A 24,647-nucleotide genomic window follows, 5' to 3' on the forward strand; every position below is an offset into this window, starting at 1 on the left:
GTTGCAATGGTGTTTATCTCGTTACTCAGTCAGACGTGCGAAAGGCTACTTGCCGTCAGTGCGGCGCTTTCTTCCAGTAGGATTATTGACCACGTTGGTTTTGTCACCTTCGGTCACGATTTTACGTTGATTTGAGATTTTGTGGTCCAGTCCGAGAATATGACGGGCCTGACGGTTCGATTTCATTCTAACTCCTTAATCCTGTTACTGGTTTCAAGGGCGAGCCCGTATGAGAACGGACGAAATACAACCTGATATAAAGCCGATGTTCAACATAACGGCTTACTGGATGGTCGGTCATTTTATCTGAAAGGTCAATGCTTAAGCGGCAAATGAGAACTATCCCGTATGTAACATGCTTTTTCTCAGCCGTCCTATACTAGTAACTCCGACGACAATACAGGAGAGCGGTAATGACTATCCATAAGAAAGGTCAGGCACACTGGGAAGGCGACATTAAGCGCGGCAAAGGCACTGTGTCGACCGAAAGTGGCGTGTTGAATCAGCAACCGTATGGGTTTAATACACGATTTGAAGGTGTGAAAGGCACCAATCCTGAAGAGTTGATTGGCGCGGCCCATGCAGCCTGCTTCTCGATGGCGCTTTCGCTGATGCTGGGTGAAGCGGGGTTTACCCCAGATGCCATTGACACCACTGCCGATGTTTCTCTGGATAAAGTAGATGCCGGGTTTGCGATCACTAAAGTCGCGTTGCATAGCCAGGTGAGCGTGCCGGGGATAGACGCCGCCACGTTTGACGGCATCATCCAGAAAGCAAAAGCCGGATGCCCGGTATCGCAGGTACTGAACGCGGAAATTACGCTGGATTATCAGCTGAAGTCTTAATCGTGGCGTGCCGGATGCGACTGCGTCTTATCCGGCCTACGATTGCGCCGGATGTAAGTCAGTCTTATCCGGCACCTGATGATGTTATTGCGCTACCCAACCGCCATCCATATTCCACGCCACGCCGCGCACCTGCGCCGCACCGTTTGAACACAGAAATAGTGCCAGCTCACCTAACTGTTCCGGCGTGACGAATTCGCGCGATGGCTGCTTTTCCGCCAGCAGGGCGTCACGCGCAGCCTCAGGCTCTGCGCCTTCGGCAATACGCTTATCGATCTGCTGCTGGACCAGCGGCGTGAGCACCCAGCCGGGACACAGCGCATTGCAGGTGACACCCGTCTGCGCGGTTTCCAGTGCGATGGTCTTGGTGAATCCCACCACGCCGTGCTTCGCCGCTACGTAGGCAGATTTCTCTTTTGAGGCCACCAGGCCGTGAACAGAAGCGATATTAATGATGCGCCCCCAGTTTCGCGCGCGCATACCAGGAAGTGCCAGACGCGTGGTGTGAAAAACGGAAGAGAGATTAATGGCGATAATCGCGTTCCATTTATCAACCGGGAAGGTTTCCACCGGGGATACATGCTGGATCCCCGCATTGTTGACCAGAATATCAACGCCACCGAATTCGCTCTCGGCATAGCGCATCATGTCGGCAATTTGCGCTTCATCGCTCAGATCTGCGCCATGATAGCCTGGTGTTTTGCCATATTGCGCAACAGCGTCTTTGGCGGCATCCACATCACCAAACCCGTTGAGGATCAGGGTGGCACCCGCTTGCGCCAGCACCTGTGCGATACCTAATCCGATACCGCTGGTCGAGCCGGTAACCAGGGCGGTTTTTCCCGTTAAGTTCATGATGATTCTCCTTAAACAATTCCGGTGGTGTAGAAGACGCCGATGACAAACAGTACGGCCAGACTTTTAATGACGGTAATAGCAAAAATTCCGCCATACGCCTGACGATGGCTGAGACCGGTGATAGCTAATAAGGTAATGACTGCGCCGTTATGCGGCAGGGTGTCCATACCACCGCTGGCCATAGACGCCACGCGGTGGAAGACTTCAAGTGGGATATTGGCAGCGTGAGCGGCCGCGATAAAGGTGTCAGACATGGCGGCAAGGGCAATACTCATCCCACCAGACGCCGAACCGGTGATCCCGGCAAGCGTAGTGATACTGATAGCTTCATTGAGCAGCGGGTCAGGAATAGCCGCCAGTGCTTTTGACAGTACAAGGAAACCTGGCAGGGCGGCGATCACTGCGCCAAAACCATACTCTGACGCGGTGTTCATCGCCGCGAGGATCGCGCCGCCAACCGCCGTTCTGCTGCCTTCCGCCAGGCGACCTTTAATGTTGCGATAGCCGAAGAGCACCACCAGCAGGATCCCAGAAATCAGCGCCGCTTCCACTGCCCAGATAGCGGTGATTTTACCGACTTCGGTGGTAATCGGCTTGGCAAGGCCCGGAAGTTCAAGCTGATGCGTGGCGCCATACCATTGTGGGATCCAGCGGGTAAACAGCAGGTTAAATACCCCAACCAGGATCAGCGGAGAGATCGCGATGATCGGGTTCGGCAGATTAATGTTATCCGGCGTTTCCGGCTCGTTTAACAGTTCAGTCCCATAGCCTTCATTCTTTGCCTGCGCTTTACGACGCTGACGTTCGAGATAAACCAGACCAACAACGATGATAAACACGGAACCTATCAGACCCAGCCACGGCGCGGCCCAGGCGTTGGTACCGAAGAAACTGGTCGGAATAATGTTCTGGATCTGCGGTGTGCCTGGCAGGGCATCCATGGTGAAGGAGAACGCGCCCAGCGCAACGGTTGCCGGGATCAGGCGTTTAGGAATATTGCTCTGACGGAACAGTTCGGCCGCGAACGGATACACCGCAAACGCCACGACGAACAGCGATACGCCGCCGTAGGTCAACAGCGCACATACCAGCACAATAACCGGAATGGCATGGCGACGGCCGAGAATGTTGATAGCGGCGGCAACAATGGAACGTGAAAACCCAGATAACTCGATTAACTTGCCAAACACTGCCCCCAGCAAGAACACCGGGAAGTAAAGCTTCACAAAACCGACCATTTTTTCCATAAACAGGCCGGTGAAAGCAGGGCCGACGGCGCTGGGTTCGGTAAGCAATACAGCACCTAATGCCGCGATGGGGGCAAACAGGATAACGCTATATCCGCGATAGGCTGCCAGCATCAGCAGGCCCAACGCTGCCAGGGCGATTAATACACTCATCATGACTCCTCAATATCATTGTTATAGTGGGGTACAGAAAGAGAAGTTACGGTTTCAGGGCAAAGCGCAGTTGATGCTCCCTGCGTTGCTGGATGTATTCCTTGCGCGAATCATCCCAGTGATAAAAACCCTGACCACTGCGCACACCGGTATTACCGTTGGCAACCTTGTCAGCGACCAGCGACATCATGTCGCTGCCGGTTGCCAGTTCCGGAAGCAGATGCCGACAAATGTCCTGCACCGTAGAAAGTCCGGTCATATCAGCAGCCTCCATCGGACCGACCATTGCATAGCGACGTCCGAGCGAGGCGCGCATCACCTGATCAACCACTTCTGCGCTGGCGATGCCGCTTTTAACGATATGTAGCGCTTCACGCAGCAGAGCAAACTGCAGTCGATTGCCAACAAACCCTGGTGCTGCGCGGTCGAGCACCACGGCCTCAAGTTGCATCGCGATCAGTTGTTGTTGCAATTCATGGAGATACTCCGGCTTCGTTGCGGTGCCAGGTACAATTTCGACCAGCGGAATAAAATGTGGCGGGTGCCAGAAATGGGCGATCAGCAACCGTTCAGGATGGGCGAGTTTTTCTGCCAACGCATCCGGCGGCAGGCCGCTGGTATTACTGGCAATAACGGCCTCCGGCGCGATCAGCTCTTCCAGTTGCGCATACAGTGCGTGTTTAAGTTCGAGCCGCTCCGGGATCGCTTCAATCAGTAACCGGCATGCGGCAATATCCTGTAGCGAGGTTGTGCCGTGCAGGCGAGCCACGACCGTCGCTTTTTCACCAATTGCAAATTGATCAGTGACAATCAGCTCATCCAGGATACCGCCAGCAACTCCGCTTATTTCTGCAATTCGGCTGCTATCGGTATCGTATAACCAGACATCGTAACCAAAACGGGCGAAGTGGGTAGCAATGCCGACACCCATTAACCCCGCGCCCAGAACGCAGATAGGCTTACTTTGCATGAGCTACCCCCTGCGGACGTTCTACCGCCAGCGCCACACCTTGACCGCCACCTACGCACAGCGTAGCCAGCCCTTTAGCTGCATTGCTGCGAGCCATTTCGTGCAGCAGTGTTACCAAAATTCGGCAACCTGATGCGCCAATCGGGTGCCCCAGCGCAATCGCACCGCCGTTCACGTTTACCCGGTTGCTGTCCCAGTTCAGGGATTCGCCAACCGCCAGCGCTTGCGCAGCAAAGGCTTCGTTGGCTTCGATAAGATCCACGTCATTTAGCGTCCAGCCAGCACGCTTCAGGCACTGGAGTGACGCTTCTACCGGCCCAATGCCCATAATGGCGGGATCGACGCCAGAAACCGCGTAGCCCGCCACCTGGGCAAGCACTGGCAGATTGAGTTCCGCCGCTTTGGCGGCGCTCATCAACATCACCGCGGCGGCACCATCATTGATGGATGATGCATTTCCGGCGGTCACCGTGCCGTTACCCGGACGAAACGCCGGTTTAAGTTGCGCCAGCTTGTCAGCCTGAGTATCCGGGCGAGGTTGTTCGTCACGGTCCACCACACGTGGCGGCTTTTTGCCCTGTGGGACGCTGACCGGCGTGATTTCCGCGTTAAAACGACCCGCTTCAATGGCGGCGGCAGCTTTTTGCTGGGAGTGCAGGGCAAAAGCGTCCTGCTGCTCACGACTGATTACGAACTTATCCGCCAGATTTTCGGCAGTAATACCCATGTGATAGTCGTTGAACGCATCCCACAGGCCGTCATGCACCACGCTGTCTTTCATACTGGCATGACCCAACCGCAGACCGGCCCGCGCGCCGTCGAGATAATAGGGCGCATTGCTCATGCTCTCCTGGCCCCCGGCAATCACGATTTGCGCATCGCCACAGCGAATCGCCTGTACCGCCTGATGCACCGCCTTCAGACCCGAACCACACACCAAGTTGATGGTTAACGCGGGCGTGGTGACCGGCAGTCCTGCCCGTAACGCCGTTTGTCTGGCCGGATTCTGACCGCAGCCCGCAGTCAGAACCTGACCTAAAATCACCTCATCAATTTGCTCAGGCACCACAGCCGTTTTTTCCAGCAGCGAACGGATCACCACTGAACCAAGCTCAACCGCGGAAAGTGGTGCCAGCGCGCCATGAAAACTGCCAATCGGGGTGCGCGTTGCCGCGACAATGACAACATCCTGCATGGTCAGCTCCTCAGCTAAAGTGCATTTCGGGGACAGTTTCGGGAACGATCAGCTTGCCTGCTGTTCTGGCGACAATCTCATCCACGCTAATGCCCGGTGCGCGTTCACGCAGAATGAACGCACCGTCGGCAATTTCCAGCAGAGCCAGGTCGGTAAGCACGCGTTTGATGCAGGCCACGCCGGTCAGCGGCAAGGTGCAGGCGGGAAGCAGTTTGGACTCACCGTTTTTGGAAGCATGGGTCATTACCACAATGATATTGTCAGCTCCGGCAACCAGGTCCATCGCGCCGCCCATGCCTTTCACCATTTTTCCGGGGATCATCCATGAGGCGATATTGCCGTTAACATCGACTTCAAACGCACCGAGCACCGTCAGATCAACGTGGCCGCCGCGGATCATGGCGAAGGATTGCGCCGAGTCGAAAATCGCCGCGCCTTTGCGCGCCGTCACTGTCTGTTTCCCGGCGTTGATCATGTCGGCATCAATTTCGTCTTCTGTGGGAAACGGGCCCATACCCAGCAAACCGTTTTCTGATTGCAGCATCACGTCCATGCCATCAGGGATGTAATTTGCCACCAGCGTGGGAATGCCGATCCCAAGGTTGACGTAATATCCGTCGCGCAGCTCGCGGGCGACGCGCATCGCCATTTGTTCACGCGTTAACATGGTCAGGCTCCTTTCTGGCGCAGGGTGCGTTGTTCAATACGTTTTTCAAACTGCCCCTGAATGATGCGGTTAACGAAAATTCCGGGAGTGTGAATCGCAGCAGGGTCCAGTTCTCCGGGAGGGACAATCTCTTCGACTTCCACGACGGTAATGCGCCCGGCGGCGGCCATCAGCGGATTAAAATTCTGTGCGGTGTGGCGATAGATGATGTTGCCGTACCAGTCGGCTTTCCAGCCTTTAACCAACGCAAAATCACCGGTTATCGCCTGCTCAAGGATGTAAGGGCGTCCGGCAAACTCGCGAACCTCTTTCCCTTCCGCCACGGGGGTTCCATATCCGGTCGCGGTAAAAAATGCCGGGATTCCCGCGCCGCCCGCGCGCAACTGCTCTGCCAGCGTACCCTGTGGCGTCAGGATGGCTTCCAGTTCGCCGCTAAGCACCTGTCTCTCAAACAGGGCGTTTTCCCCCACATAGGACGCGACCACTTTGCGCACCTGACGCGTTTCCAGCAGTACGCCAAGGCCAAAGCCATCCACGCCGCAGTTGTTTGATACAACGGTAAGTCCCTGAACCTCCCGACGGCGTACTTCGGTAATCAGGTTTTCAGGGATCCCACATAGACCAAAACCACCTGCCAGCAGCGTCATGTTGTCGGTCAGTCCTTCCAGCGCCTCTTGATAAGTGGCAACACGTTTATCCAGTCCAGCCATACACTTGCCTCCCCAGTTGTCCTTGCCGACATCATTGGGGGTGAAAAATGATTTGTTAATTTTAAATTTGTGACTCACTCATTGGGTTTTTTTATCAATTTAATGTTAATTAAAGGTATTCAACAAGTTAAAGGAATGCGAAATGGGAATGAGCATCAAACAGTTACGCGCATTTTTAGCGGTAGCTCACACTCTGAATTTTGCTCATGCCAGCGAAAGACTGAATATGTCGCAACCCGCGTTAAGCCTGGCGATTAAAGGACTGGAAGATTCGCTGGGCGGGGCGTTACTGTTAAGAACAACTCGCAAAGTGACCCTGACGCAGGAGGGAGAAACGCTGCTGAATATGGGGCGACAACTGCTGGCGGACTGGGAGAATACGGAAGAAGCCATGCGCCAGCGCTTTACGCTGCAGCGCGGTAAAATATCGATCGCCGCCATGCCCTCATTTGCCGCTAACGTCCTGCCATCGGTACTGAAAACATTTCGTGATTCTTATTCCGGTATCAACGTAACGGTTCACGATGTGATCAATGAACACGTGATTGAAATGGTCAGTGAAGGCCGGGTCGAGATGGGCATAGCCTTCGAGCCGGACTATTCGGGACATCTGCATTTCACGCCGCTCGGCGTGGATCGTTTTATCGCGATTGTGCCGCCAACCTGTCGACTGGCAGACAGGGATCGTATTGCGTGGCGCGAACTGCTGACGCTGGATTTTATCACCCTGCAACGCCCGTCCGCCGTGCGGCTGATGCTGGAAGAACAACTGGTGCAAAGCGGACATACGCTGGAAGTAGCGCTGGAGAGCCATCAACTGGTGACCGTTGGCCGTCTGGTGGCTAACGGTCTGGGCGGTAGCGCCGTACCTGCACTATGCCGCACGCAAATGACAGAGTTAGGCGCAACCTGTATCGATCTGGATACGCCGGTGATCCAGCGTCGGATCGGGGTTTTGCGTTCGGCGCATCATAAATTATCTACCGCTTCCGAGGTGCTGGTGGATTCACTGAAAAAGGCGTATCGCACCTGACTTTTCTCAACAGCTCAGGTCATGTAACCGCCCGCCAGCAGCGAACGTCACATCCGGTATCACTCTTCAGCAATGCCTGTTTCTTCTCACAACCTTGGGTTGCCAATGGACATCTGTCACGGAAAAAGCAGCCCTGGGGCAACGTTCGGTTTCCCGGTAGCTCGGTTTTACGTAACACCAAATCTTCCGCCAGCGGTGCGCCCGTTTTAGGTACCGAGTCCAGCAATAATCGTGTGTACGGATGGGCGGGATGAGTGAGAACCTGTTGGGCATTGCCCAGCTCAACAATTTGCCCGAGGTACATCACCGCCACACGGTCGCTCATATGGCGGACCACCGACACGTTATGCGATATCAATACGTAGGTCAGGTTTCTGCGCGCCTGTAGCGACACCAGCAGGTTGAGAATTTGCGCCTGCACGGATATATCCAGTGCTGAAGTTGGCTCATCAAGGACGATAACATCCGGCTCTGACGATAGCGCCCGGGCAATAGCAATACGTTGGCGCTGTCCACCGGAAAACGCGTGCGGCAAGCGGTCGAGATATTCAGGACGAATCCCCACCTGCCGTGCCAAATCCTCGGCAAGCATGCGTCGTTCACGCTCCGGGCTCCGTTTTTGGATCCACACCGGTTCGGTAATTATCCGCCACACCGGTAAGCGCGGATCCAGTGATGAAAGAGGGTCCTGAAAGACCATTTGCATACCGTTATGCTGCTTATCACCACGGCGAGAATAGCTTCCCTGGCTGGGTTTCAACATGCCCATCAACAGTTGCGCCAGCGTACTTTTTCCACAGCCGGATTCGCCAACAATCCCCAGCGTTTCACCCTGACGAATCTGTAAATCCAGACCGTTGAGCGCATGCACCCGTTCCGTAACCTTGCCAAGCCAGTTTTTACGTGCAGGAAAGTTGACATGAACATCCTGCAGCGCCAGTAAAAAATCAGACATGTGTTGTCTCCAGTTGCGGATACCAGCAGGCAGATTGTTGATCTGCACCTCCCTGACTACTTAACGCCGGCGTTTCTTCACAACGAGGACCAGCGGCAAAGCAGCGCTCGCGAAACGCGCATCCGGCAGGTAAGCAGGTTAGGTTCGGCACGGTGCCGGGAATGGCGGGCAGCAATGCGCGCGGTTCGCCGTGTTCCGGTGCACATTTCAGCAAGCCGATGGAATAGGGGTGAGTCGGGCGTTGAATAACGGTTTGCGTCGGGCCACTCTCAATCACACTCCCGGCATACATGACATACAACCGGTCACATAACTGTGAAACCACCGCCATATCATGGCTGATAAATAACACCGCTGTTCCGCTGGCGCGCGCTTTTAACTTCAGCAAACGCAGCACCTGCAGTTGCACCGTGACGTCCAGTGCAGTGGTCGGTTCATCGGCAATGATAAGCTCCGGCTCGCACGAAAAGGCCAGCGCAATCATCACGCGTTGGCGCATACCGCCGGAAAGCTCAAACGGAAATCGTTTCATGACCTCCGGCGCGTCCGGGATTTGCATCTCTTCGAGTAGAGCGACGGCTTTCTGGCGGGCATCCGTGCGGCTTAACGCCTGATGATGGCGGATCACCTCCACCATTTGCTGGCCGATACGGCGGGTCGGATTCAGTGCCGTCATGGGCTCCTGAAAGATCATTGCGACACGTGCGCCGCGCCATTGGCGCATTTGTTTCTCACTGGCGTTGAGCACATCTTCACCCAGCAGCGAAACGCGTCCCTGGTGAATACGATAGCTTCCCTCCGGTAGCAGACGCATGGTGAGCATGGCGGTCACGGACTTACCGGAACCGGATTCACCCACCACACCAACGATTTCTCCGCGGTTGATGTGCAGTGATACATGGTTCAGCGCATGCACGTCAGCTTTATAGCCGGGGAAACTCAGATGCAAATCTTCGATTTCCAGTACGGGTTGTGTCATGACTGTTTTCCTCCGGCTTTCGGATCCAGCAGATCGCGAATACCATCGCCAAAGAGATTAAAGCCCACGGCGGTAATCAGAATGGCGGCGCCGGGAAAAGCACAATACCACCACTGATCAAGCACGTAATTGCGGCCAATTGCGACCATCGCCCCCCATTCAGCGCTGGGCTGCTGCGCGCCCAGACCGATAAACCCGAGCGTGGCGGCCATCAGGATCGCGCTGCCGATATCCAGTGATGCCTGCACAATGAGCGGCGGCAGAGAATTGCGTAAAATGTGCCAGCTAATCAGATGCCAGCGTGAAGCGCCGTAGGTCCGGGCAGCCTGTACAAAAGTAAACTGGCGTACCACTAACGTCTGACCACGGGCGAGGCGTACATAGAAAGGGATACGGACGATTGCAATCGCCAGCATGGCGTTAAACAGGCTGGGGCCCAGCGCGGCGGCCAACGCCATCGTCAGCACCAGCGAAGGAATGGACAGCATAATGTCCATCATCCGCATAATTATCGCGTCGGCACGCCCGCCCATGACACCCGACAAGCAACCCAGCAGTGAGCCCAATCCCCCGGCGATACCCACTACCACCAGACCCGCAACGACAGATTGCTGACTTCCTACCAGAACGCGGCTGAACAGATCGCGACCGACTTCATCGGTTCCAAACCAGTGAGCGGCTGACGGGGGCAGCAGGCGCGCACTCAAATTGATGGCATTCGGATCGTGGGGTGTTATCCACGGCGACAGCACCATCAGCAGCAGTATCAATACGATGATGACCCCGCCAACCAGCGTCAGCGGGCTACTTTTCATCATCCAGAACAGTTTGGCCCAGTCCGTGCGGCGGCGTGCAGTCTGAGAGGCGGTCGGTGTTTCTTGTGTGAGCATCATTCAGCACCTCCACGTCCAATTCGAGGGTCTACCCACAGATAGAGTAAATCCACCACCAGGTTGACCAGCACATAGGCGAACGAGACCACCACCGCAAATCCCATTACCGCCGGGAAGTCGAGTGCCTGAATTGAGGTCACCACCCAGGCGCCCATGCCAGGCCAGGCAAAGACCGTTTCGGTCAATACCGCACCGTAGAGCAGATCGCCCAGCGCCAGGCCGAGGACGGTGATTGATGGGATAAGTGCGTTAGGCAATGCATAGCACAACACGATGTACCAGCCCGGCAGCCCGCTAGCGCGCGCGGTGCGAATGTAATCTTCACTCAGTTGCTCCAGCATGGCGGAACGAATCTGACGGGCAACGATCCCAAGATGTACAAAAGCCAATGTCAGCGATGGCAAAATCAGGTGCTGAAGCGCATTGAAAAAGACTTCGCCGTTTCCTTCCAGCAGAGCATCAATCAGGTAGAAACCGGTGACGTGAGCAGGTGGATCCAGCCAGTCGTCTAAACGCCCACCGCCGGGTAAAATTTGCAGATGACCGTAAAACAGCACGATAACCCCCAGCCCCAGCCAGAATGCAGGCGTGGAGATACCGGTAATTGCCATTAGCCGAACAAGGTGATCAAGCCAGCGGTTACGCCAGACCGCAGATAAAATACCCAGCGGGATACCTATCACCAGCGCCAACAACAAAGAGCAGAAAGCCAATTCAAGGGTCGCGGGGAAGAAAATGCGCAGCTCATCCAGTACCGGACGTCCGGTGCGAATGGATATGCCTAAATCGCCGTGAAAAATATCGCTGACATAGCGAAAAAACTGGACATACAGCGGTTGATTCAGCCCCAGCTGTTGGCGAATATTTTCGACGATTTCATCGCTGGCGCGATCGCCCGCCAGCAGCCGCGCGGGGTCGCCAGGTATCAGGTGTGAAATAATAAAGGTGATTACGCAAACACCGATAACCACCAGAATAAGTCCCCAGCATCGCTGGCGTAAAATATTCCAGAACGTCATTAGCTTCCCCTTGCGGAGCCAGAGCGGCTCCGCATAAACGTGGCTTATTTACTCATGGTGGAGATATTGAAGACCTGTTCCAGCATGGGGTTGAATACAAATCCTTTGACGTCTTTGTTCATTGCCAACTGATAGTTTTTCTGGAATAAATAGACGTAGGCCGCTTCATCAATCACGATGGTTTGCGCCTGCTGGTAGTCATTGGTTCTGGCCACCTGATCGGTCGTGGCCAGCGCGCTGCGCAGCAGTTTATCGACCTCACCGTTTTCATAGAACGAACGGTTACCCGGCAAGCCTTTCTTATCTGACTCAAACCAGTAGTTCATAAACATGTACGGGTCGGCAAAATCCGGACTCCAGTTGCCAATGGCAATGTCGTAATCGCCTTTGCCCACGCGGTCGCGCATGGTGGCGTTTGCCAGTTTTTCCAGTTTCACCTTAATGCCCAGTTTGCCAAGGCTTGCCTGGGTGGCGAGTGCGATAGGTTCCCAGTTAGGGTCATTATCGGAGTACAGGAAGCTCAGGCTTTCAGGTTTGGTGGCAACTTTGTCCCACGCTGCTTTGGCTTTGGCTTCATCAAAGCTGTACTGCATGGCCTTGTCGTCAAAACCCCACATGCCTTCAGGGATCGGGCCACGCATTTGCTTCCCGTTGCCGCTCAGGATCCCGTTGACCATGCCTTTATAATCGGTGGCCCACGAGATGGCGCGGCGTAAATCCACCTGATTGAGCGGGGCCTTACTGTTGTTGAGATACAGATAGGTCACGCGCAATGAGGGATAATCCGCCACGTTCACTTTGCCTTCCTGTTTTAAAGCGGCAAGCTGGTCAACAGGAAGCGCATCGGCAATGTCGATATCACCACGTGACAGTTGCAGGCGACGGGAGGCGCTTTCACCAATTATTTTGACTGAGACACGTTTAAATGTCGGTTTCGCCCCGGCATAATGCGGGTTCGGTACCAGCACCAGTTGTTGTCCCTTTTGCCAGCTCTTCAGCATGAAGGGACCAGAGCCTGCCGTGTTCTGCGCCAGGAATCCGCGGGCATCATCTGCGGCATGCTCTTTTAAGATGGCCGGGTTAATGATTGAGGCACCGTCATTTGCCAGCGTATACAGAAACGGGGCAAACGGCTGGCTGAGGGTAAATTTCACCGTGTTGTTGTCAATGACGTCGACCTTCAGATCTTTTGGGAAAGCCTCCGCAGGTCCCTGACCAATTTTGAGCAAACGTTCAAAGGATTGCTTTACCGCATCTGCCGTTACCGGCGTTCCGTCGGCGAATTTGGCATCGTTTTTCAGGGTAAACGTCCACTCTTTCTGATCGTCAGAGGCTTTCCAGCCGCTGGCTAAATCACCTTCAACTTCCGTGGAGCCTTTACCTCCGTCGGTTTTGTATTGAACCAACCGCTGGTAAGAGGGATAGGTAACCGTCCAGTCATTGTTATCGATGGTCACGGCGGGGTCGAGCGTCTGCGGATCGGCGGCTTTACCAATCACCAACATATCTTTGGGAACGGCAGCCTGTGCGGCGGGCAGGGCAAACGCTAACGCAACGGCTATCAGAGCGGGGCGGAAAAAAGCGTTTAACGCAGGTGTAGTCTTCATAACCAGGCTCCAGAATTAAAGGGGATGTTGTGTTGTTATAGGCGTGACAGTGTAACAATCTATTTGATCGTCAAGCAGCGGATAGCGAGCGGCATCAGGTAATTCAAAATGCCACCATTCACTGTTAATACCGACAAAACCACCGCCAAACATAATGGCATTGAGCAGCAGGCGGTTACGCTGCGCTGCCGGAGGTACAGACGGGTGCCAGGCATGGGAACGGTCATGCATTTCATCAAAACCGGCCCCCATATCAAGGAGATGGCCGCGATCGTCCATCAACGTAACGTCAATGGCCGTTCCGCGACTGTGATTGGAACCAATTGCGACATCAACAACATACTGCGGGTCGGGACAGGCATTCCACAGTATCGCCTGCGCCTGCTGGGGGCGATACGCGTCGTACACCACAAGCTGCAGGCCGGCCAGTTGCGCAATGCTGATGCTTTTAGCCAGCGCGGTTACCGCCTCAGTGTGCAACAGACAACGCGCTTCCCGGTAGATAGGTGCGCCGGTAATGTTGTCGGCAGTAGCGTATTTAAGATCGATATGCAGCGACGGAAATATCACCGACAGATCGACCAGTTCTGGGAGTTCTGACATAGCACGTTTCCTGTTTATTGTTCGAATTGACCAAATTGTTGTTGTAACTGGCGATTGGTTTGCAGGCGTCCTGCGAGGGCGTCACCCAGTTGCGCCACCACCGCAGAAAGTAATAAGTTGAACAGACAGCTCACCGGTGCCAGTGAGTCCCAGAAATGCCCGGTGTCAGTTTTTACCTGAAGTAAATCAATGGAATAATCCCTGGCCCATGGGCACCACACATCGGTAATGAGCGCCAGCGGAATACAGCGTTCTGTGGCGACGCGGCAATATTGTCGCGAAATAGCGGAGTAGGCGCGCATATCGGTAATAACCACGTAAGGCTGGCTGAATCCCGAGTTCAGCGACTCTACCCAACTGCCGGACAGGCCTTCGGAGTAGCTGACTTTAGGTCGCAGGTATTCCAGGTGACTAAAAAAGGCGTTGGCGATCCCGCGGGTGGACTGGATCCCGAGGATGTATACGGCTTCCGCATGCGCCAGCTGCTGTGCAATGCGTTGAAACGTCTCACCCTGGGCAAGTTGATAGACGTGGGTAATGGCGTCGATCTCCAGTAACAGCGACTGCTGTGCCCGATCCGGCAGGCTTTGTTGCTGGTGCCAGGAGTCCAGTCGTTCATTCATTCCCCAGGGCTGATACGGAACAACGGGAAGCTCACGCAGACTCGCTTTTGCATCCTCCAGGTTACGAAAGCCCAGTTTACGCAGATAACGTCCGACGGTAATGCCGCTGGTTCCGGTTGCTTTGGCGATGCCATCTGCGGTTTCAAATGGGATCTGCACAGCATGGGCTAACAGCCACCCGGCCACGCGCTTTTCGCTGAGCGTCAGCTGGCTAAAGGTTTGCTCTATGCGGGTAAATAACTCTGGTTTGGCTGTCATTACCTTCTCGCTGTTAGTTGCCTGTCAGATACCGTATTTCTGTTAGCGAATTAACAATGCAGGACGCGTGCCATGTGCGTAACAGCGGCACGCCGACTGTTTTTGTTAAAAACCAACCGATATTCATTAACCAATGATCAACATTTGTGCAGCGTAGTTCAGTTTTGGTGCAACGGTAGAGGAAGAGGGGTATGAATCTGCTGATTTCGTCGGAACGATCACATTGTGGGCAACATTTATCCCTCAGACATAAGAATCAGTAATGGGAAATATAAATTTCAGCCATATCAATAACAGCAATCTTTATTCTTATGACGGTAGGGGTATTATTTTTCGCGAGCTACATTAACGGTGTTAAGCGCAAGTGTAGATATTATTTATATTATAAATGGAGTACTACAATGAATAAATTCTCCCTTTCTACAGCAGGTATTCTGGTCGCAGCGCTGTTAACCAGTGTCAGCGTCAATGCAGCAACAGATAACGCTAAAACTGAAGTGACTCCGAAAGGCATGAACTGCCAGGAGTTTATTGATTTAAACCCACAAACTATGGCTCCGGTGGCCTTCTGGGTGCTCAATGAAGACGAAGACTTCAAAGGTGGTGACTACGTCGACTATAACGAAACCGTTACGACTGCAGTTCCTCTGACCGTTGAACTTTGTAAGAAACATCCGCAGAGTGAATTAAGTAAAATAAAAGACGAAATCAAAAAAGAATTATCTAAATAAGATTAAACCGTTATTAAAACCCAGCCAAAGTGCTGGGTTTTGTTATTTGTGACGCTGTCACTAATTTGTTTTGTGATACTTAAGAAAACTTTATAAAGATATAAACGCCTGTGCCGATACTGGATAAAAGTTAGCCTTTTGCAGAAGGAGTTTGTATGGCCTGGTATCCTACTCGTATTTCAACGCGTTTAACCATCGGCGGCATTCTGCTGCTTGCAGTAACGACCCTTGTTATCGTGGTGATTATGCTCTGGCGCGGTCAGCCGCGCGTCGTTGAAATCAACACCGCTCTGATCGAAGAAACAGGGCAAGGTTTAACCCGTCAGTTGAGTACCGTATTGTCCCGAATTGAAGGTGAGACCGTCAGCCTGTCGCGACTGGCTGAAGTGTTGCCTAACGATGAATCACTGTACCAAAGCGTTGTTCCGCATCTTATTGGTGAAGGTAAAGACTCGATTATAACCGGCGGCGGCATCTGGCCAGAACCAGACGCCTTCACCGCAGGTGTGGAGAAAAGAAGCTTTTTCTGGGCGCGGAATGCTGAAGGAAAGCTGGTGTATTCCAATGATTATAACGTCGAAGGATCGAGTGGATACCACAATGAAAGCTGGTATCAACTGGCCAAAGGCCATTCACAAAACAGCTGTTTATGGTCTGACGTTTACCAGGATGCCAGTTCAGGCGTCAACATGGTGACATGCAGCGTGCCTTATCAACAGGCGGGCAAGTTTGCCGGTGTCGCTACCACTGATATCCGTCTGGATAACGTCGCCACTTTCATGCAGCAGCAGGGAAACAGCACCGGTGGTTACGCATTTGTGGTAGACAAGCAGGGACAAATTCTCTATTTCCCGCAGGCCGACCTGGCAAAATATAAAACCATTAACGATTTGGCGCAAAGCGCGCAGTGGCTTATCCCGGTGCAAAACGGTCTGAAATCTTTGCGCCCGACAGATGGGGTGAAGACTATCACGCTGGCAAACGACAACGTCCTGAATACCGCGTCACAGGTAATGCTGTTCCCGATGCCAGATACCGGCTGGGTCGTAGGACTTGCAACCCCGGAATCTCGTATTGTCGGTCTTGCCAAAGTGATGATGCAGGACGTTCTGGAAGTATTGATCCCTATCATGACGCTGTTGCTGGTGGGATCATGGCTGGTGGTTCGTCGACTGATTTCGCGTCTCGATGATACCCGTCAGGCACTTGATGACATCGCGCAGGGAGAAGGCGATCTTACCCGTCGTCTGGATGTTCGTGGCAAAGACGAGATTTCGGCTATCGCCGAGGCGTTTAACCTGTTCGTCGATAAAATCTCGGCCATCCTGATCACCGTCAGAAGCAGTAGCACAGTGGTAGCGAATAACGCCGTTAGCCTGGCTGACAGTAATATGGAGCTTTCATCTCGCGTAACGCAGCAGGCCGCTGCGCTGGAAGAGAGTTCGGCGGCTATGGAGCAGTTAAATGCGACCGTTCAGCAAAACGCCAGTAATACACAACTGGCGGATGAGCTATCCGATAGCACCGCGCAAACGGCCAACCGCTGCGGCGATGTGATGCAGGGCGTGATCTCAACAATGGATAACGTCAGCGCCTCATCCGGCAGAATGGTGGAAATTGTCGCGGTCATCGACAGCATTGCGTTCCAGACCAATATTCTCGCCCTGAATGCCGCGGTTGAAGCAGCCAGAGCGGGCGATGCTGGCAGAGGGTTTGCCGTCGTGGCCTCCGAAGTGCGCACGCTGGCTCAGCGCAGTGCCACCGCCGCCCAGGAAATTAAAACGTTGATTGATGAATCCGTTTCTCATGTTGGTAGCGGAAGTCAGCAAATTCACAATGCCGGTGAGCGTCTGGGAGAACTGGTCAACAATGTGCGTCAGGTGCGCCAGTTGATGGGGGAAATACGCGTTGCGGGTGAAGAACAACGTAAGGGCGTTTCCGAAGTTACGCTGGCCGTTACCGAAATGGACAGCACCGTTCAGCAAAACGCCTCATTAATTGATGATGCCGCAGCACGGACGCAGGCGCTGAAAGAGGAGGCGGAACAACTGGCAATGCTGGTTTCGTCATTCAGATTACCTGAGCCTGGCGTTGCCGGATAACCACACCATATCCGGGTACAGACCTTGTGCCCGGATAACTCCAGTATAATGTACCTTAAGCAAGATTTTCCGGTTTAACTCCCTTTTATTGTGTCTTATAAGATTTTGAATCATTCCCAACTTAACTCTATAATATTGGGTGTAAAGTCGTTTTTATCCCAATAAGAGCCAATATTATGGATTTAACGCTAAATACTGCAGCTGATATCGTCAAACTGCTTTGCGACAGATTACGTAAAGAACGACTCGCCCGGCAAATGACGCAGGCTGATGTCGCCGCGCGTTCAGGGGTCGGTGTGAATACCGTGTCGAATCTGGAAGCGGGGAAAAATGTAGGATTTGAGAATCTGGTCAAAGTCGCGATGGTGTTAGGCTATGGCGATGCACTGGAGGGGTTATTCAAACCCAGGATTGATAGTCTGGATGATATTTTGCGTTACGAAAAGAGCGCGGCACGTCAGCGGATCAAAAGGAAAAATTCTGATGCCTGAGCAAGTTGATGTCTTCTATGAAGGCTGGGGTGAGAAATGGCTGTGGGGCAAACTGGTGTCTTCCACAGCCCTGACCGGACGTCCGTTGATCGCCTTTGAATACAGTGAAGAGGCCTTACGTAAGGGGCTGGAACTGTCCCGACTGATGTTACCGCTGAACGGTCCCCGTTTACGCAGGGATTTCCCGGCTCATCAGTTGGGATTACCTGGGCCAGTCTATGATTCGCTACCTGACGGCTGGGGCATGCTGTTGATGGACCGACTATTTAAACGCCGCGGGCTCAACGCAGCACGCATCGGTCCATTGGAGCGCTTAACCTGGGTCGGCAACAACGCGATGGGCGCCATGACATTTCAGCCCGTTCAGTCAGATGTCGAGACGCTGTCAAAAGAGGATGTTCCTCTCGCACAACTGGCCGCTGAGGTTCAGGAGGTCCTGAGCGGCGAAGGCGGGGAATTCTTGCAAAAACTACTCCAGATGGGCGGTTCGCCACAGGGAGCAAGGCCTAAGGCGTTACTTTATCGTGACACTGTCACGTCTAAATTCACCACGGCGCCGCTACCCGGGAGCGAAAGCTGGCTGATTAAATTTCCCGCCAGGCATGAGCATGCTGAGGTATGTGCCATCGAAGCGGTTTATGCTGAATGCTTGCGCCAATGTGGGATCACCACGCCCGATACTGCGTATTTCAATCTGCCCGGCGGACAGGCGGCATTTGCCACTCGCCGTTTCGACCGTGACCAGTCGATACGTATTCCTATGCAGAGCCTGGCGGCACTTACCGGGGCAAATTACCAGATACCCGGCGCTTTAGACTACCGGGATTTTCTGCGCGCCACGCAGATTTGTACCAATGATGTCAGAGAAAAGGCAAAAGCGTTCGAACGCGTGGTTTTCAACGTGGCATTTAACAACCGCGACGATCATCCGAAGAATTTTGCCTATTTAATGTCAGCCGATGGAGACTGGACTCTGGCTCCGGCTTACGATGTCACCTGGTGCGAAGGGCCTGGCGGGTATCACCAAATGGACGTGCTGGGAGAGGCGCTGGATATCGAAAGAAAGCACCTTCAGTCGCTTGGCGTTCAGGAAGCTGAGTTATCTGCTGACCATGTTAACGGCATAATCGAAAAAGTCTGTCACTTTGCCACGGCATTGAGCGCTATCGCCAGGGACAAATACCCCGATCAGATAACGCAATCCACGCTGAAGACGATTCAGAAACAAATTGATGATAATGTCCGTCGGTTAATGTCCCGGTAACGCAGATACAGCCGCTACACTTAGCGAAGAATTAAATCTGAGCGGGGCAATGTTATGGCTGAATTTGTCTTGGGTATGCTGGAACACACGCCAGTTTGGGTGTATCTGCTGTTTGCCTTTCTACTTTACAGAGGGATTAAAGCCAGAACACCCGCCACCGTCACGCTGGAAAAGCTGGCGCTGATCCCGGCTATTTTTCTGTTCTGGGATATCTACGATTTAATAACTTATCGCGACCCGACCCTCATTACCTATATCCAGTGGACGATAGGTATTATCAGCGGCGCGATAATTGGCTACATATTAATTAACCCAGACCGTTTGAGCCGCAGTAGCGCACCGCGGAGTATTCATCGTCCGGCAGATTATTCCGCATTGCCATTTATGCTGCTGGCATTCGGCGTTAAGTACGTTCTTGGCGTACTTAACGCCATTGCTCCCGACGTTTTACGTCAACCCGCAATGAGCGCTCTGGCTATCATTACAGGCGGCATGTTCGCCGGCGTTTTTGTGGGGAAATTTACCCGCTACGTGAGCGTCTGGCTCAGACTTCCCACTCAGGACAACTATTAACGTCCCCAACGATTACGAATATAGGTCACGGCTTCCTGCGTTTGAGGTTGATTAAGATAATCTTCGCGAAATAGGATCGTGCCGTTGATGTACGGTTCGGATTCGTTTAAATCGAGCTGCTTTTTCAGTTCCGGCACACCGCCTTTTACCGTCCAGTCTGGCTCTTTTCTCGATGGTTCACCAACTTTATACAGCGCTACACCAATGTAGAGGCGGGTGTTGGTTGATTTCACGACATCTGCCCACCATTTTGCCAGTACATCGTAACGCGCTGCGTCACGGGCAAAAGGCCAGTAGAGTTGCGGTGCAATGTAATCCAGTAAACCTAGTTGCACCCAACGGCGGGTGTCTGCATACGACTCATCATACGCTGCCGCGCCGCGCGTGTCGGAGCCCGCTGGATCGTGCGAACGGTTGCGCCACACGCCCGCAGGACTGACGCCGAATTCAACCTCAGGCTTAAGTTTCTTGATGGTCCGCGATACCTGGGCAATCAGCCGTTGCGTGTTATCGCGACGCCAGTCAGCCTTGGAAGCGAATCCCTGGCCGTATCTTCTGAAGGTCTGGCTGTCGTTGAGCGCAGAGCCGGGAGATTCGGTATAGAAGTAATCATCAAACTGCACGCCGTCAACCGGGTAATTCTCAACCACTTCCGCCACGATGCTGGTGATCCAGTCGCGCACGTCGGGAATACCGGGGTCTAACACAAAACGCTCGCCCGCAGTGCGGATCCAGTCCCGATGCAGGACGTATACGCTGGACGGCGTCTGTGACAGCGTGCTGTTTAATTCAGTGACCGTCGAAGGTTTGGTGTTTACGGACACGCGGTAGGGGTTAAGCCAGGCATGAACTTTCATTCCGCGTTTATGCGCTTCATCGAGCATAAACTGCAGCGGATCGTAACCCGGATCCTGGCCAATCGTACCGGTCAGGGTATCTGACCACGGTAGAATCTTTGACTTCCACAATGCGGTCCCATCGGGCTTAACCTGGAAAAAAACGGTGTTAATACCAAGCCGTTTCAGGTTGTCCAGCTTATCCGTCAGCGCTTTTTGCTGCAGGCTGATGCGTACGGCAGGCGAACTGATGTTCACGGATGAGATAGGCGGCCAGTCAAGACGTGAAACCGTCGCCAGCCAGATCCCGCGCACTGGCTCCTTGCTCTGCTGTGGTTTGCTCACCGGAGGTAGCGGAGCGGTTTTGGGGCCGGGCGGTTGTGAAGAACAGCTGCCCAGTAACAACATACTGCCCACGAGTACAGCAAACCATTTCATGTTGGTCAGCGGTAGTCTGGCACGAGAACGGGCGAGAATCTTCGCCAATTTTTTTTGATAATTTCCTGAAAAGAAACCGGATGCTGCCATCTGATTTTGCTCTTATTTCTTTTTATTACGGCTGTTAGCCCAGGGATCGAAGGCCGGTTCGGGGATGTTGTTTGAGGCCAGGTCATGCAGCGAATCAAGGTACAGCGCTTCAACTTCTGCCCGCGCCCACGGCGTACGGCGCAGAAACTTCAGACTGGATTTAACGCTCGGTTCATTTTTAAAGCAGTTGATATTAATGCGTTGCGCCAGTTCAGCCCAACCATAACGTTCAACCAGGGCATTGACCTGCATTTCAAGCGTTACGCCATGTAAAGGGTCTTTAGAAATATGAGCATTCATATGAAGTCCAGTTCAGTGGTTCCAGATTTTGTCAGTAGTGTGACGGGAAGAAGGTTACAAGAAAGCAAAGCTGCCAGCAACGGCAGAAAGCGGTATGGCGCGACAAGCCGTACGCCATACCGGCAATGGATGGCTCAATACTCTTTAAAAGCCAGTTCCAGACGGGCAATCAACGGTTTAAACAGGTAACTCATCAGGGTTCGTTCACCGGTCTTGATCGTCACGCTGGCAGGCATTCCCGCTTTAATTTTGTAATCGCCCAGCAAACGCGCGCCCTCTGCTGAAACCTGTACTTCCGCAAGGTAGTAAGGCTGCTGAGTGGTTTCATCAATTAAGCGGTCCGCCGAGATAGTCAGAACCCGGGCCGGAACCGACGGCAACAGGGCATGGTTAAGGGCAGGGAAAAGCACATCAACGGTTAAGCCGGGGACCAGTTTATCAATGGCATGCACGGGTATTTTGGCATCAATTTGCATGGGTTGTCCGGCGGCGACAATATCCATAAGATGTTCGCCGGGTTGAATGACGCCGCCCACGGTACTGACTTTAACATCCAGCACGATACCGTTAATCGGTGAGCGGATCTCGGTGTTATCCAGCTCGTGACGGGTGGACACCAGTTCATCCTCCAGCATTGCCACTTCTTTTTGGTTTTCCGTCAGTTCAGACTCAACTTCACGTAAATATTGATGACGCACCTGGTAGGCTTTAATTTTTAATTCGTTTTGCTGCGATTTCAGTTTGGCAATGTTAAGAATATCTTCTGAAACGCTGCCAGATATTTCAGCCGCCTCGCGCTCCAGCACCAGTAATTGCGCTTTGGGGTAATAGTTCTTTTCGCTCAGCGCGCGAATAGCCCCCAACTCCCGGTTAATCAGAGAAAACTGGTGGTCGCGATAACCTTTTATTTTATTGAGATTATCCGTTTGCCCAACCAGACCATCGAGCGTCTCCTCAATCATCGACAGTTCGTCCTGAATCGTTTTGCGACGCGTATCGAAAAGCTTGGCCTGCAGATTTCTGACTTCTGTCAGCCGTTTATTGCCAGAGAATTGCTGCGTCAGCGTCGTATTAAAGCGGATCGCTTCCAGGCCATCGCGTTCTGCCAACAGGCGATCTTCGATACTTTTTGCAGAAATATACTGGGCATTTAACGCGCTGAAACGCATTTCGAGCTGCATTTTATCCAACCGGACGAGAACCTGATTTTTCTTCACGAAGTCGCCTTCTTTGATAAAGATATCCGTTACCCGACCGCCGCTCAGATGCTGAATGGTTTTGCGGTTACTCGATACGGTTACCGTACCATCAGCGACCACGCCCGCATCTAACGGAGCTTGCACTGCCCAGAGGATAAAACTACCGACACCAAGCACAATGACGATCACGCCCCGGATAATCGGCGACCAGATATTGGTATCTACGCCAGCAGATGCCGTGTTGTGGGGATTCTTTTTCATCATCAGGCCTCACGTTGCTGTTCAGTCGTGGATGGAGAAGGCGTAGCCACCGGTTTCAGTACGTTGGCCTGACGCAAATGGGCAAAAACCTGATCGCGGGTACCAAACTCCTGTATGGCGCCATCGTTAAGCAGCAAAACCTTATTGACCACGCCGAGCAGCGTCGGACGGTGTGAGATAATGACGGTAGTTTGTCCCTGTGTACGCAGGGTATTGATGGCTTTAACGAGTGCAAATTCACCCGCGTCGTCAAGATTAGCATTCGGTTCATCAAGCACGATGAACGCAGGATTGTTATACACGGCGCGTGCCAGCCCGATACGCTGCCGCTGTCCGCCGGAGAGCTGGTATCCGCCTGCGCCCAACAGCGTGTCATAACCTTGTGGCAAGCGCAGGATCATCTCATGAACGCCTGCCAGTAATGCGGCGGCGACGATAAGCTCACTGTCATTCTGCGCGAAGCGGGCAATGTTTTGCGCGATGGTACCGTCAAACAGTTCCACATCCTGCGGCAGATAGCCAATAGACGGGCCCAGCAGCGCTTTATCCCACTGACAAATATCTGCGCCGTCTAATCTGACTTTCCCTGATATCGGTTTCCAGACGCCAACCAGAACCTTTGCCAGCGAGGTTTTCCCTGAGGCTGAGGGGCCGATAATCCCCAGAACTTCACCTTGCTCCAGCTGGAATGAGATATTACGCAGTAGCGGGGAAGGCTGGCCGGGGGCAGCGGCGAAGACGCTTTCGACGCTGATGTTGCCGTTCGGACGCGGCAGGGTCAGTACCTCTTTCGGTGCAGGATACTCCTTCAGCAAGGTTGAGAGCTGATGCCACGCGCTACGAAACTGCACGAACTGCTTCCAGCTGCCAATAACTTGTTCTACCGGGTTGAGGACGCGGCCAAGAATGATCGAGGCGGCGATCATCAAGCCCGGAGTAATATGGCCGCCGATCACCAGTAAAGCCCCTGCGCCCAGCGCAATAGATTGCAGCAACACCCGCACAAAGCGGCTGAGGCTGCTTAACCCGGCCGTTTTGTCGGCAATCTGCGTTTGTAGTGCCAGCACTTTGTTATGTTGCTCCTGCCAGTTGGACTTCAGGGTCGAAAGCATCCCCATCGCCTCAATGGCATCGGCGTTTTGCAGCTGTTTATTCAGTTTGCTGGCATTGTTAATGGTTAAGGCGTGCGCTTGCTGAATCGGGCGCTTGGTAGAGATTTCAGATACCAGCGTCAGAATGAATAATAACGTTATTCCGCCGAGAGAAAGGTATCCCAGCAGGGGATGGACCAAAAAGGCGATGAACAGATATATCGGCGTCCAGGGAATATCCAGTAAGGCGAATAGACTATTCCCGGAAAGAAACTGACGAACCTGATCCAGCTCGGCTAAAGATTGCGCCGGGTTGTTATCGCCGGTAACCATCTTTCTTTTAAAGGCTGCGTTAAAGACCAACTGGCTTAGCTTTATATCAAGCCGGTTGCCAAGTCTGACCATAACCTGCGCGCGGGCAGATTCAATCATGGCAATAACGATGTACAAGCCGACAATCAATAAGGTCAACATTAACAGCGTGGTGGTATTTTTACTGACCAGCACACGGTCGTATACCTGTAGCATATAAATTGCCGGCGCCAGCATAAGCATATTAATCACACAACTAAAAAACAACAGCATCAGAAAAGTGGGCTTCGTTCCCTTTAATGCATCATTCAGTTCTGTTGGCGTATGCTGGCGCGACATAGTCT

25 protein-coding genes are annotated in these 24,647 nt (G+C 53.2%); 7 read left to right on the forward strand and 18 right to left on the reverse strand.

Annotated features, from left to right (window positions below):
• Positions 1-45: 45 nt before the first annotated feature.
• Positions 46-186: a stationary-phase-induced ribosome-associated protein gene (sra, locus tag OGX96_RS17745; protein ID WP_003833009.1), complete on the reverse strand. Its 141-nt coding sequence runs from the start codon at positions 184-186 to the stop codon at positions 46-48.
• 227 nt (positions 187-413) lie between these two features.
• On the opposite strand from sra, the gene OGX96_RS17750 reads away from it, so the two are divergent.
• Complete coding sequence (locus OGX96_RS17750) at positions 414-845, forward strand: OsmC family protein (protein ID WP_005126807.1); 432 nt, start codon at positions 414-416, stop codon at positions 843-845.
• Between the two features lie 84 nt (positions 846-929).
• On the opposite strand, the gene OGX96_RS17755 is transcribed toward OGX96_RS17750, so the two are convergent.
• The 6 genes from OGX96_RS17755 to OGX96_RS17780 are packed head-to-tail and all read right to left on the reverse strand — an operon-like array spanning position 930 to position 6,645.
• Complete coding sequence (locus OGX96_RS17755) at positions 930-1,700, reverse strand: 3-hydroxybutyrate dehydrogenase (RefSeq protein ID WP_198802212.1); 771 nt, start codon at positions 1,698-1,700, stop codon at positions 930-932.
• Between the two features lie 11 nt (positions 1,701-1,711).
• Positions 1,712-3,106, reverse strand: a complete 1,395-nt coding sequence (locus tag OGX96_RS17760) for a GntP family permease (protein ID WP_196776256.1) — start codon at positions 3,104-3,106, stop codon at positions 1,712-1,714.
• Positions 3,107-3,149: 43 nt separating this feature from the next.
• Positions 3,150-4,073, reverse strand: coding sequence for a 3-hydroxyacyl-CoA dehydrogenase family protein (locus OGX96_RS17765; RefSeq protein WP_198802211.1), 924 nt, complete (start codon positions 4,071-4,073; stop codon positions 3,150-3,152).
• Positions 4,063-5,268, reverse strand: coding sequence for an acetyl-CoA C-acetyltransferase (locus OGX96_RS17770; RefSeq protein ID WP_060682196.1), 1,206 nt, complete (start codon positions 5,266-5,268; stop codon positions 4,063-4,065). The genes OGX96_RS17765 and OGX96_RS17770 overlap by 11 nt, the downstream gene beginning before the upstream one ends.
• A gap of 10 nt (positions 5,269-5,278) precedes the next feature.
• Positions 5,279-5,935: a CoA transferase subunit B gene (locus OGX96_RS17775; RefSeq protein ID WP_191214660.1), complete on the reverse strand. Its 657-nt coding sequence runs from the start codon at positions 5,933-5,935 to the stop codon at positions 5,279-5,281.
• Positions 5,936-5,937: 2 nt separating this feature from the next.
• On the reverse strand, positions 5,938-6,645 hold the full coding sequence (locus OGX96_RS17780) for a CoA transferase subunit A (RefSeq protein ID WP_286583759.1): 708 nt from the start codon (positions 6,643-6,645) through the stop codon (positions 5,938-5,940).
• Positions 6,646-6,787: 142 nt separating this feature from the next.
• On the opposite strand from OGX96_RS17780, the gene OGX96_RS17785 reads away from it, so the two are divergent.
• On the forward strand, positions 6,788-7,678 hold the full coding sequence (locus tag OGX96_RS17785; RefSeq protein ID WP_003020016.1) for a LysR family transcriptional regulator: 891 nt from the start codon (positions 6,788-6,790) through the stop codon (positions 7,676-7,678).
• Positions 7,679-7,697: 19 nt separating this feature from the next.
• On the opposite strand, the gene OGX96_RS17790 is transcribed toward OGX96_RS17785, so the two are convergent.
• From OGX96_RS17790 to OGX96_RS17820, 7 genes are read right to left on the reverse strand one after another with little or no spacing between them, the layout of a single operon-like run.
• Positions 7,698-8,633 carry an ABC transporter ATP-binding protein gene (locus OGX96_RS17790; protein ID WP_191227177.1) on the reverse strand — a complete coding sequence of 312 codons (936 nt, stop codon included), beginning with the start codon at positions 8,631-8,633 and terminating at the stop codon, positions 7,698-7,700.
• Positions 8,626-9,612: an ABC transporter ATP-binding protein gene (locus OGX96_RS17795; RefSeq protein WP_181511109.1), complete on the reverse strand. Its 987-nt coding sequence runs from the start codon at positions 9,610-9,612 to the stop codon at positions 8,626-8,628. The genes OGX96_RS17790 and OGX96_RS17795 overlap by 8 nt, the downstream gene beginning before the upstream one ends.
• Positions 9,609-10,505: a D,D-dipeptide ABC transporter permease gene (gene ddpC, locus OGX96_RS17800; protein ID WP_198802209.1), complete on the reverse strand. Its 897-nt coding sequence runs from the start codon at positions 10,503-10,505 to the stop codon at positions 9,609-9,611. Before ddpC ends, OGX96_RS17795 begins: the two co-directional genes overlap by 4 nt.
• Positions 10,502-11,524, reverse strand: a complete 1,023-nt coding sequence (locus tag OGX96_RS17805) for an ABC transporter permease (RefSeq protein WP_286583764.1) — start codon at positions 11,522-11,524, stop codon at positions 10,502-10,504. The genes ddpC and OGX96_RS17805 overlap by 4 nt, the downstream gene beginning before the upstream one ends.
• Before the next feature lie 44 nt (positions 11,525-11,568).
• A complete protein-coding gene (locus tag OGX96_RS17810; RefSeq protein WP_003832992.1) occupies positions 11,569-13,131 on the reverse strand; it encodes an ABC transporter substrate-binding protein in 1,563 nt (520 codons plus the stop codon).
• Between the two features lie 15 nt (positions 13,132-13,146).
• The gene (ddpX, locus tag OGX96_RS17815; protein WP_003832991.1) at positions 13,147-13,734 is read right to left on the reverse strand and encodes a D-alanyl-D-alanine dipeptidase; all 588 of its coding nucleotides are present in this window, start codon (positions 13,732-13,734) and stop codon (positions 13,147-13,149) included.
• A 14-nt stretch (positions 13,735-13,748) separates the two neighbouring features.
• On the reverse strand, positions 13,749-14,615 hold the full coding sequence (locus tag OGX96_RS17820) for a MurR/RpiR family transcriptional regulator (RefSeq protein ID WP_286583766.1): 867 nt from the start codon (positions 14,613-14,615) through the stop codon (positions 13,749-13,751).
• Positions 14,616-15,016: 401 nt separating this feature from the next.
• Between OGX96_RS17820 and hdeB the strand changes: the two genes are divergently transcribed.
• From hdeB to OGX96_RS17845, 5 genes are all read left to right on the forward strand, one after another.
• A complete protein-coding gene (gene hdeB, locus OGX96_RS17825) occupies positions 15,017-15,346 on the forward strand; it encodes an acid-activated periplasmic chaperone HdeB (RefSeq protein WP_003019999.1) in 330 nt (109 codons plus the stop codon).
• Between the two features lie 155 nt (positions 15,347-15,501).
• Complete coding sequence (locus OGX96_RS17830; RefSeq protein WP_286583768.1) at positions 15,502-17,448, forward strand: methyl-accepting chemotaxis protein; 1,947 nt, start codon at positions 15,502-15,504, stop codon at positions 17,446-17,448.
• Positions 17,449-17,624: 176 nt separating this feature from the next.
• On the forward strand, positions 17,625-17,939 hold the full coding sequence (locus tag OGX96_RS17835; protein ID WP_032943458.1) for a helix-turn-helix domain-containing protein: 315 nt from the start codon (positions 17,625-17,627) through the stop codon (positions 17,937-17,939).
• The gene (locus tag OGX96_RS17840) at positions 17,932-19,203 is read left to right on the forward strand and encodes a type II toxin-antitoxin system HipA family toxin (protein WP_286583770.1); all 1,272 of its coding nucleotides are present in this window, start codon (positions 17,932-17,934) and stop codon (positions 19,201-19,203) included. The genes OGX96_RS17835 and OGX96_RS17840 overlap by 8 nt, the downstream gene beginning before the upstream one ends.
• Before the next feature lie 54 nt (positions 19,204-19,257).
• Positions 19,258-19,776 (forward strand): hypothetical protein, encoded by a 519-nt coding sequence (locus tag OGX96_RS17845; RefSeq protein ID WP_071446395.1) that lies wholly within the window; start codon positions 19,258-19,260, stop codon positions 19,774-19,776.
• Here the strand turns inward: OGX96_RS17845 and OGX96_RS17850 are convergent.
• The 4 genes from OGX96_RS17850 to OGX96_RS17865 all read right to left on the reverse strand — a co-directional run bounded on the left by OGX96_RS17850 (position 19,773) and on the right by OGX96_RS17865 (position 24,642).
• Positions 19,773-21,140: a glycoside hydrolase family 10-like protein gene (locus tag OGX96_RS17850; RefSeq protein ID WP_286583772.1), complete on the reverse strand. Its 1,368-nt coding sequence runs from the start codon at positions 21,138-21,140 to the stop codon at positions 19,773-19,775. The genes OGX96_RS17845 and OGX96_RS17850 overlap by 4 nt on opposite strands.
• Before the next feature lie 12 nt (positions 21,141-21,152).
• Positions 21,153-21,440, reverse strand: a complete 288-nt coding sequence (locus OGX96_RS17855) for a VF530 family protein (protein WP_286583774.1) — start codon at positions 21,438-21,440, stop codon at positions 21,153-21,155.
• A gap of 134 nt (positions 21,441-21,574) precedes the next feature.
• Positions 21,575-22,903, reverse strand: a complete 1,329-nt coding sequence (locus OGX96_RS17860; RefSeq protein ID WP_194841943.1) for an HlyD family type I secretion periplasmic adaptor subunit — start codon at positions 22,901-22,903, stop codon at positions 21,575-21,577.
• Complete coding sequence (locus OGX96_RS17865) at positions 22,903-24,642, reverse strand: type I secretion system permease/ATPase (RefSeq protein WP_128611581.1); 1,740 nt, start codon at positions 24,640-24,642, stop codon at positions 22,903-22,905. Before OGX96_RS17865 ends, OGX96_RS17860 begins: the two co-directional genes overlap by 1 nt.
• Positions 24,643-24,647: the final 5 nt, after the last annotated feature.

Origin of the sequence: Citrobacter sp. Cpo100 (assembly GCF_030332595.1) — a bacterium.
In the GTDB taxonomy this organism is placed as follows: Bacteria; Pseudomonadota; Gammaproteobacteria; order Enterobacterales; family Enterobacteriaceae; genus Citrobacter; species Citrobacter portucalensis.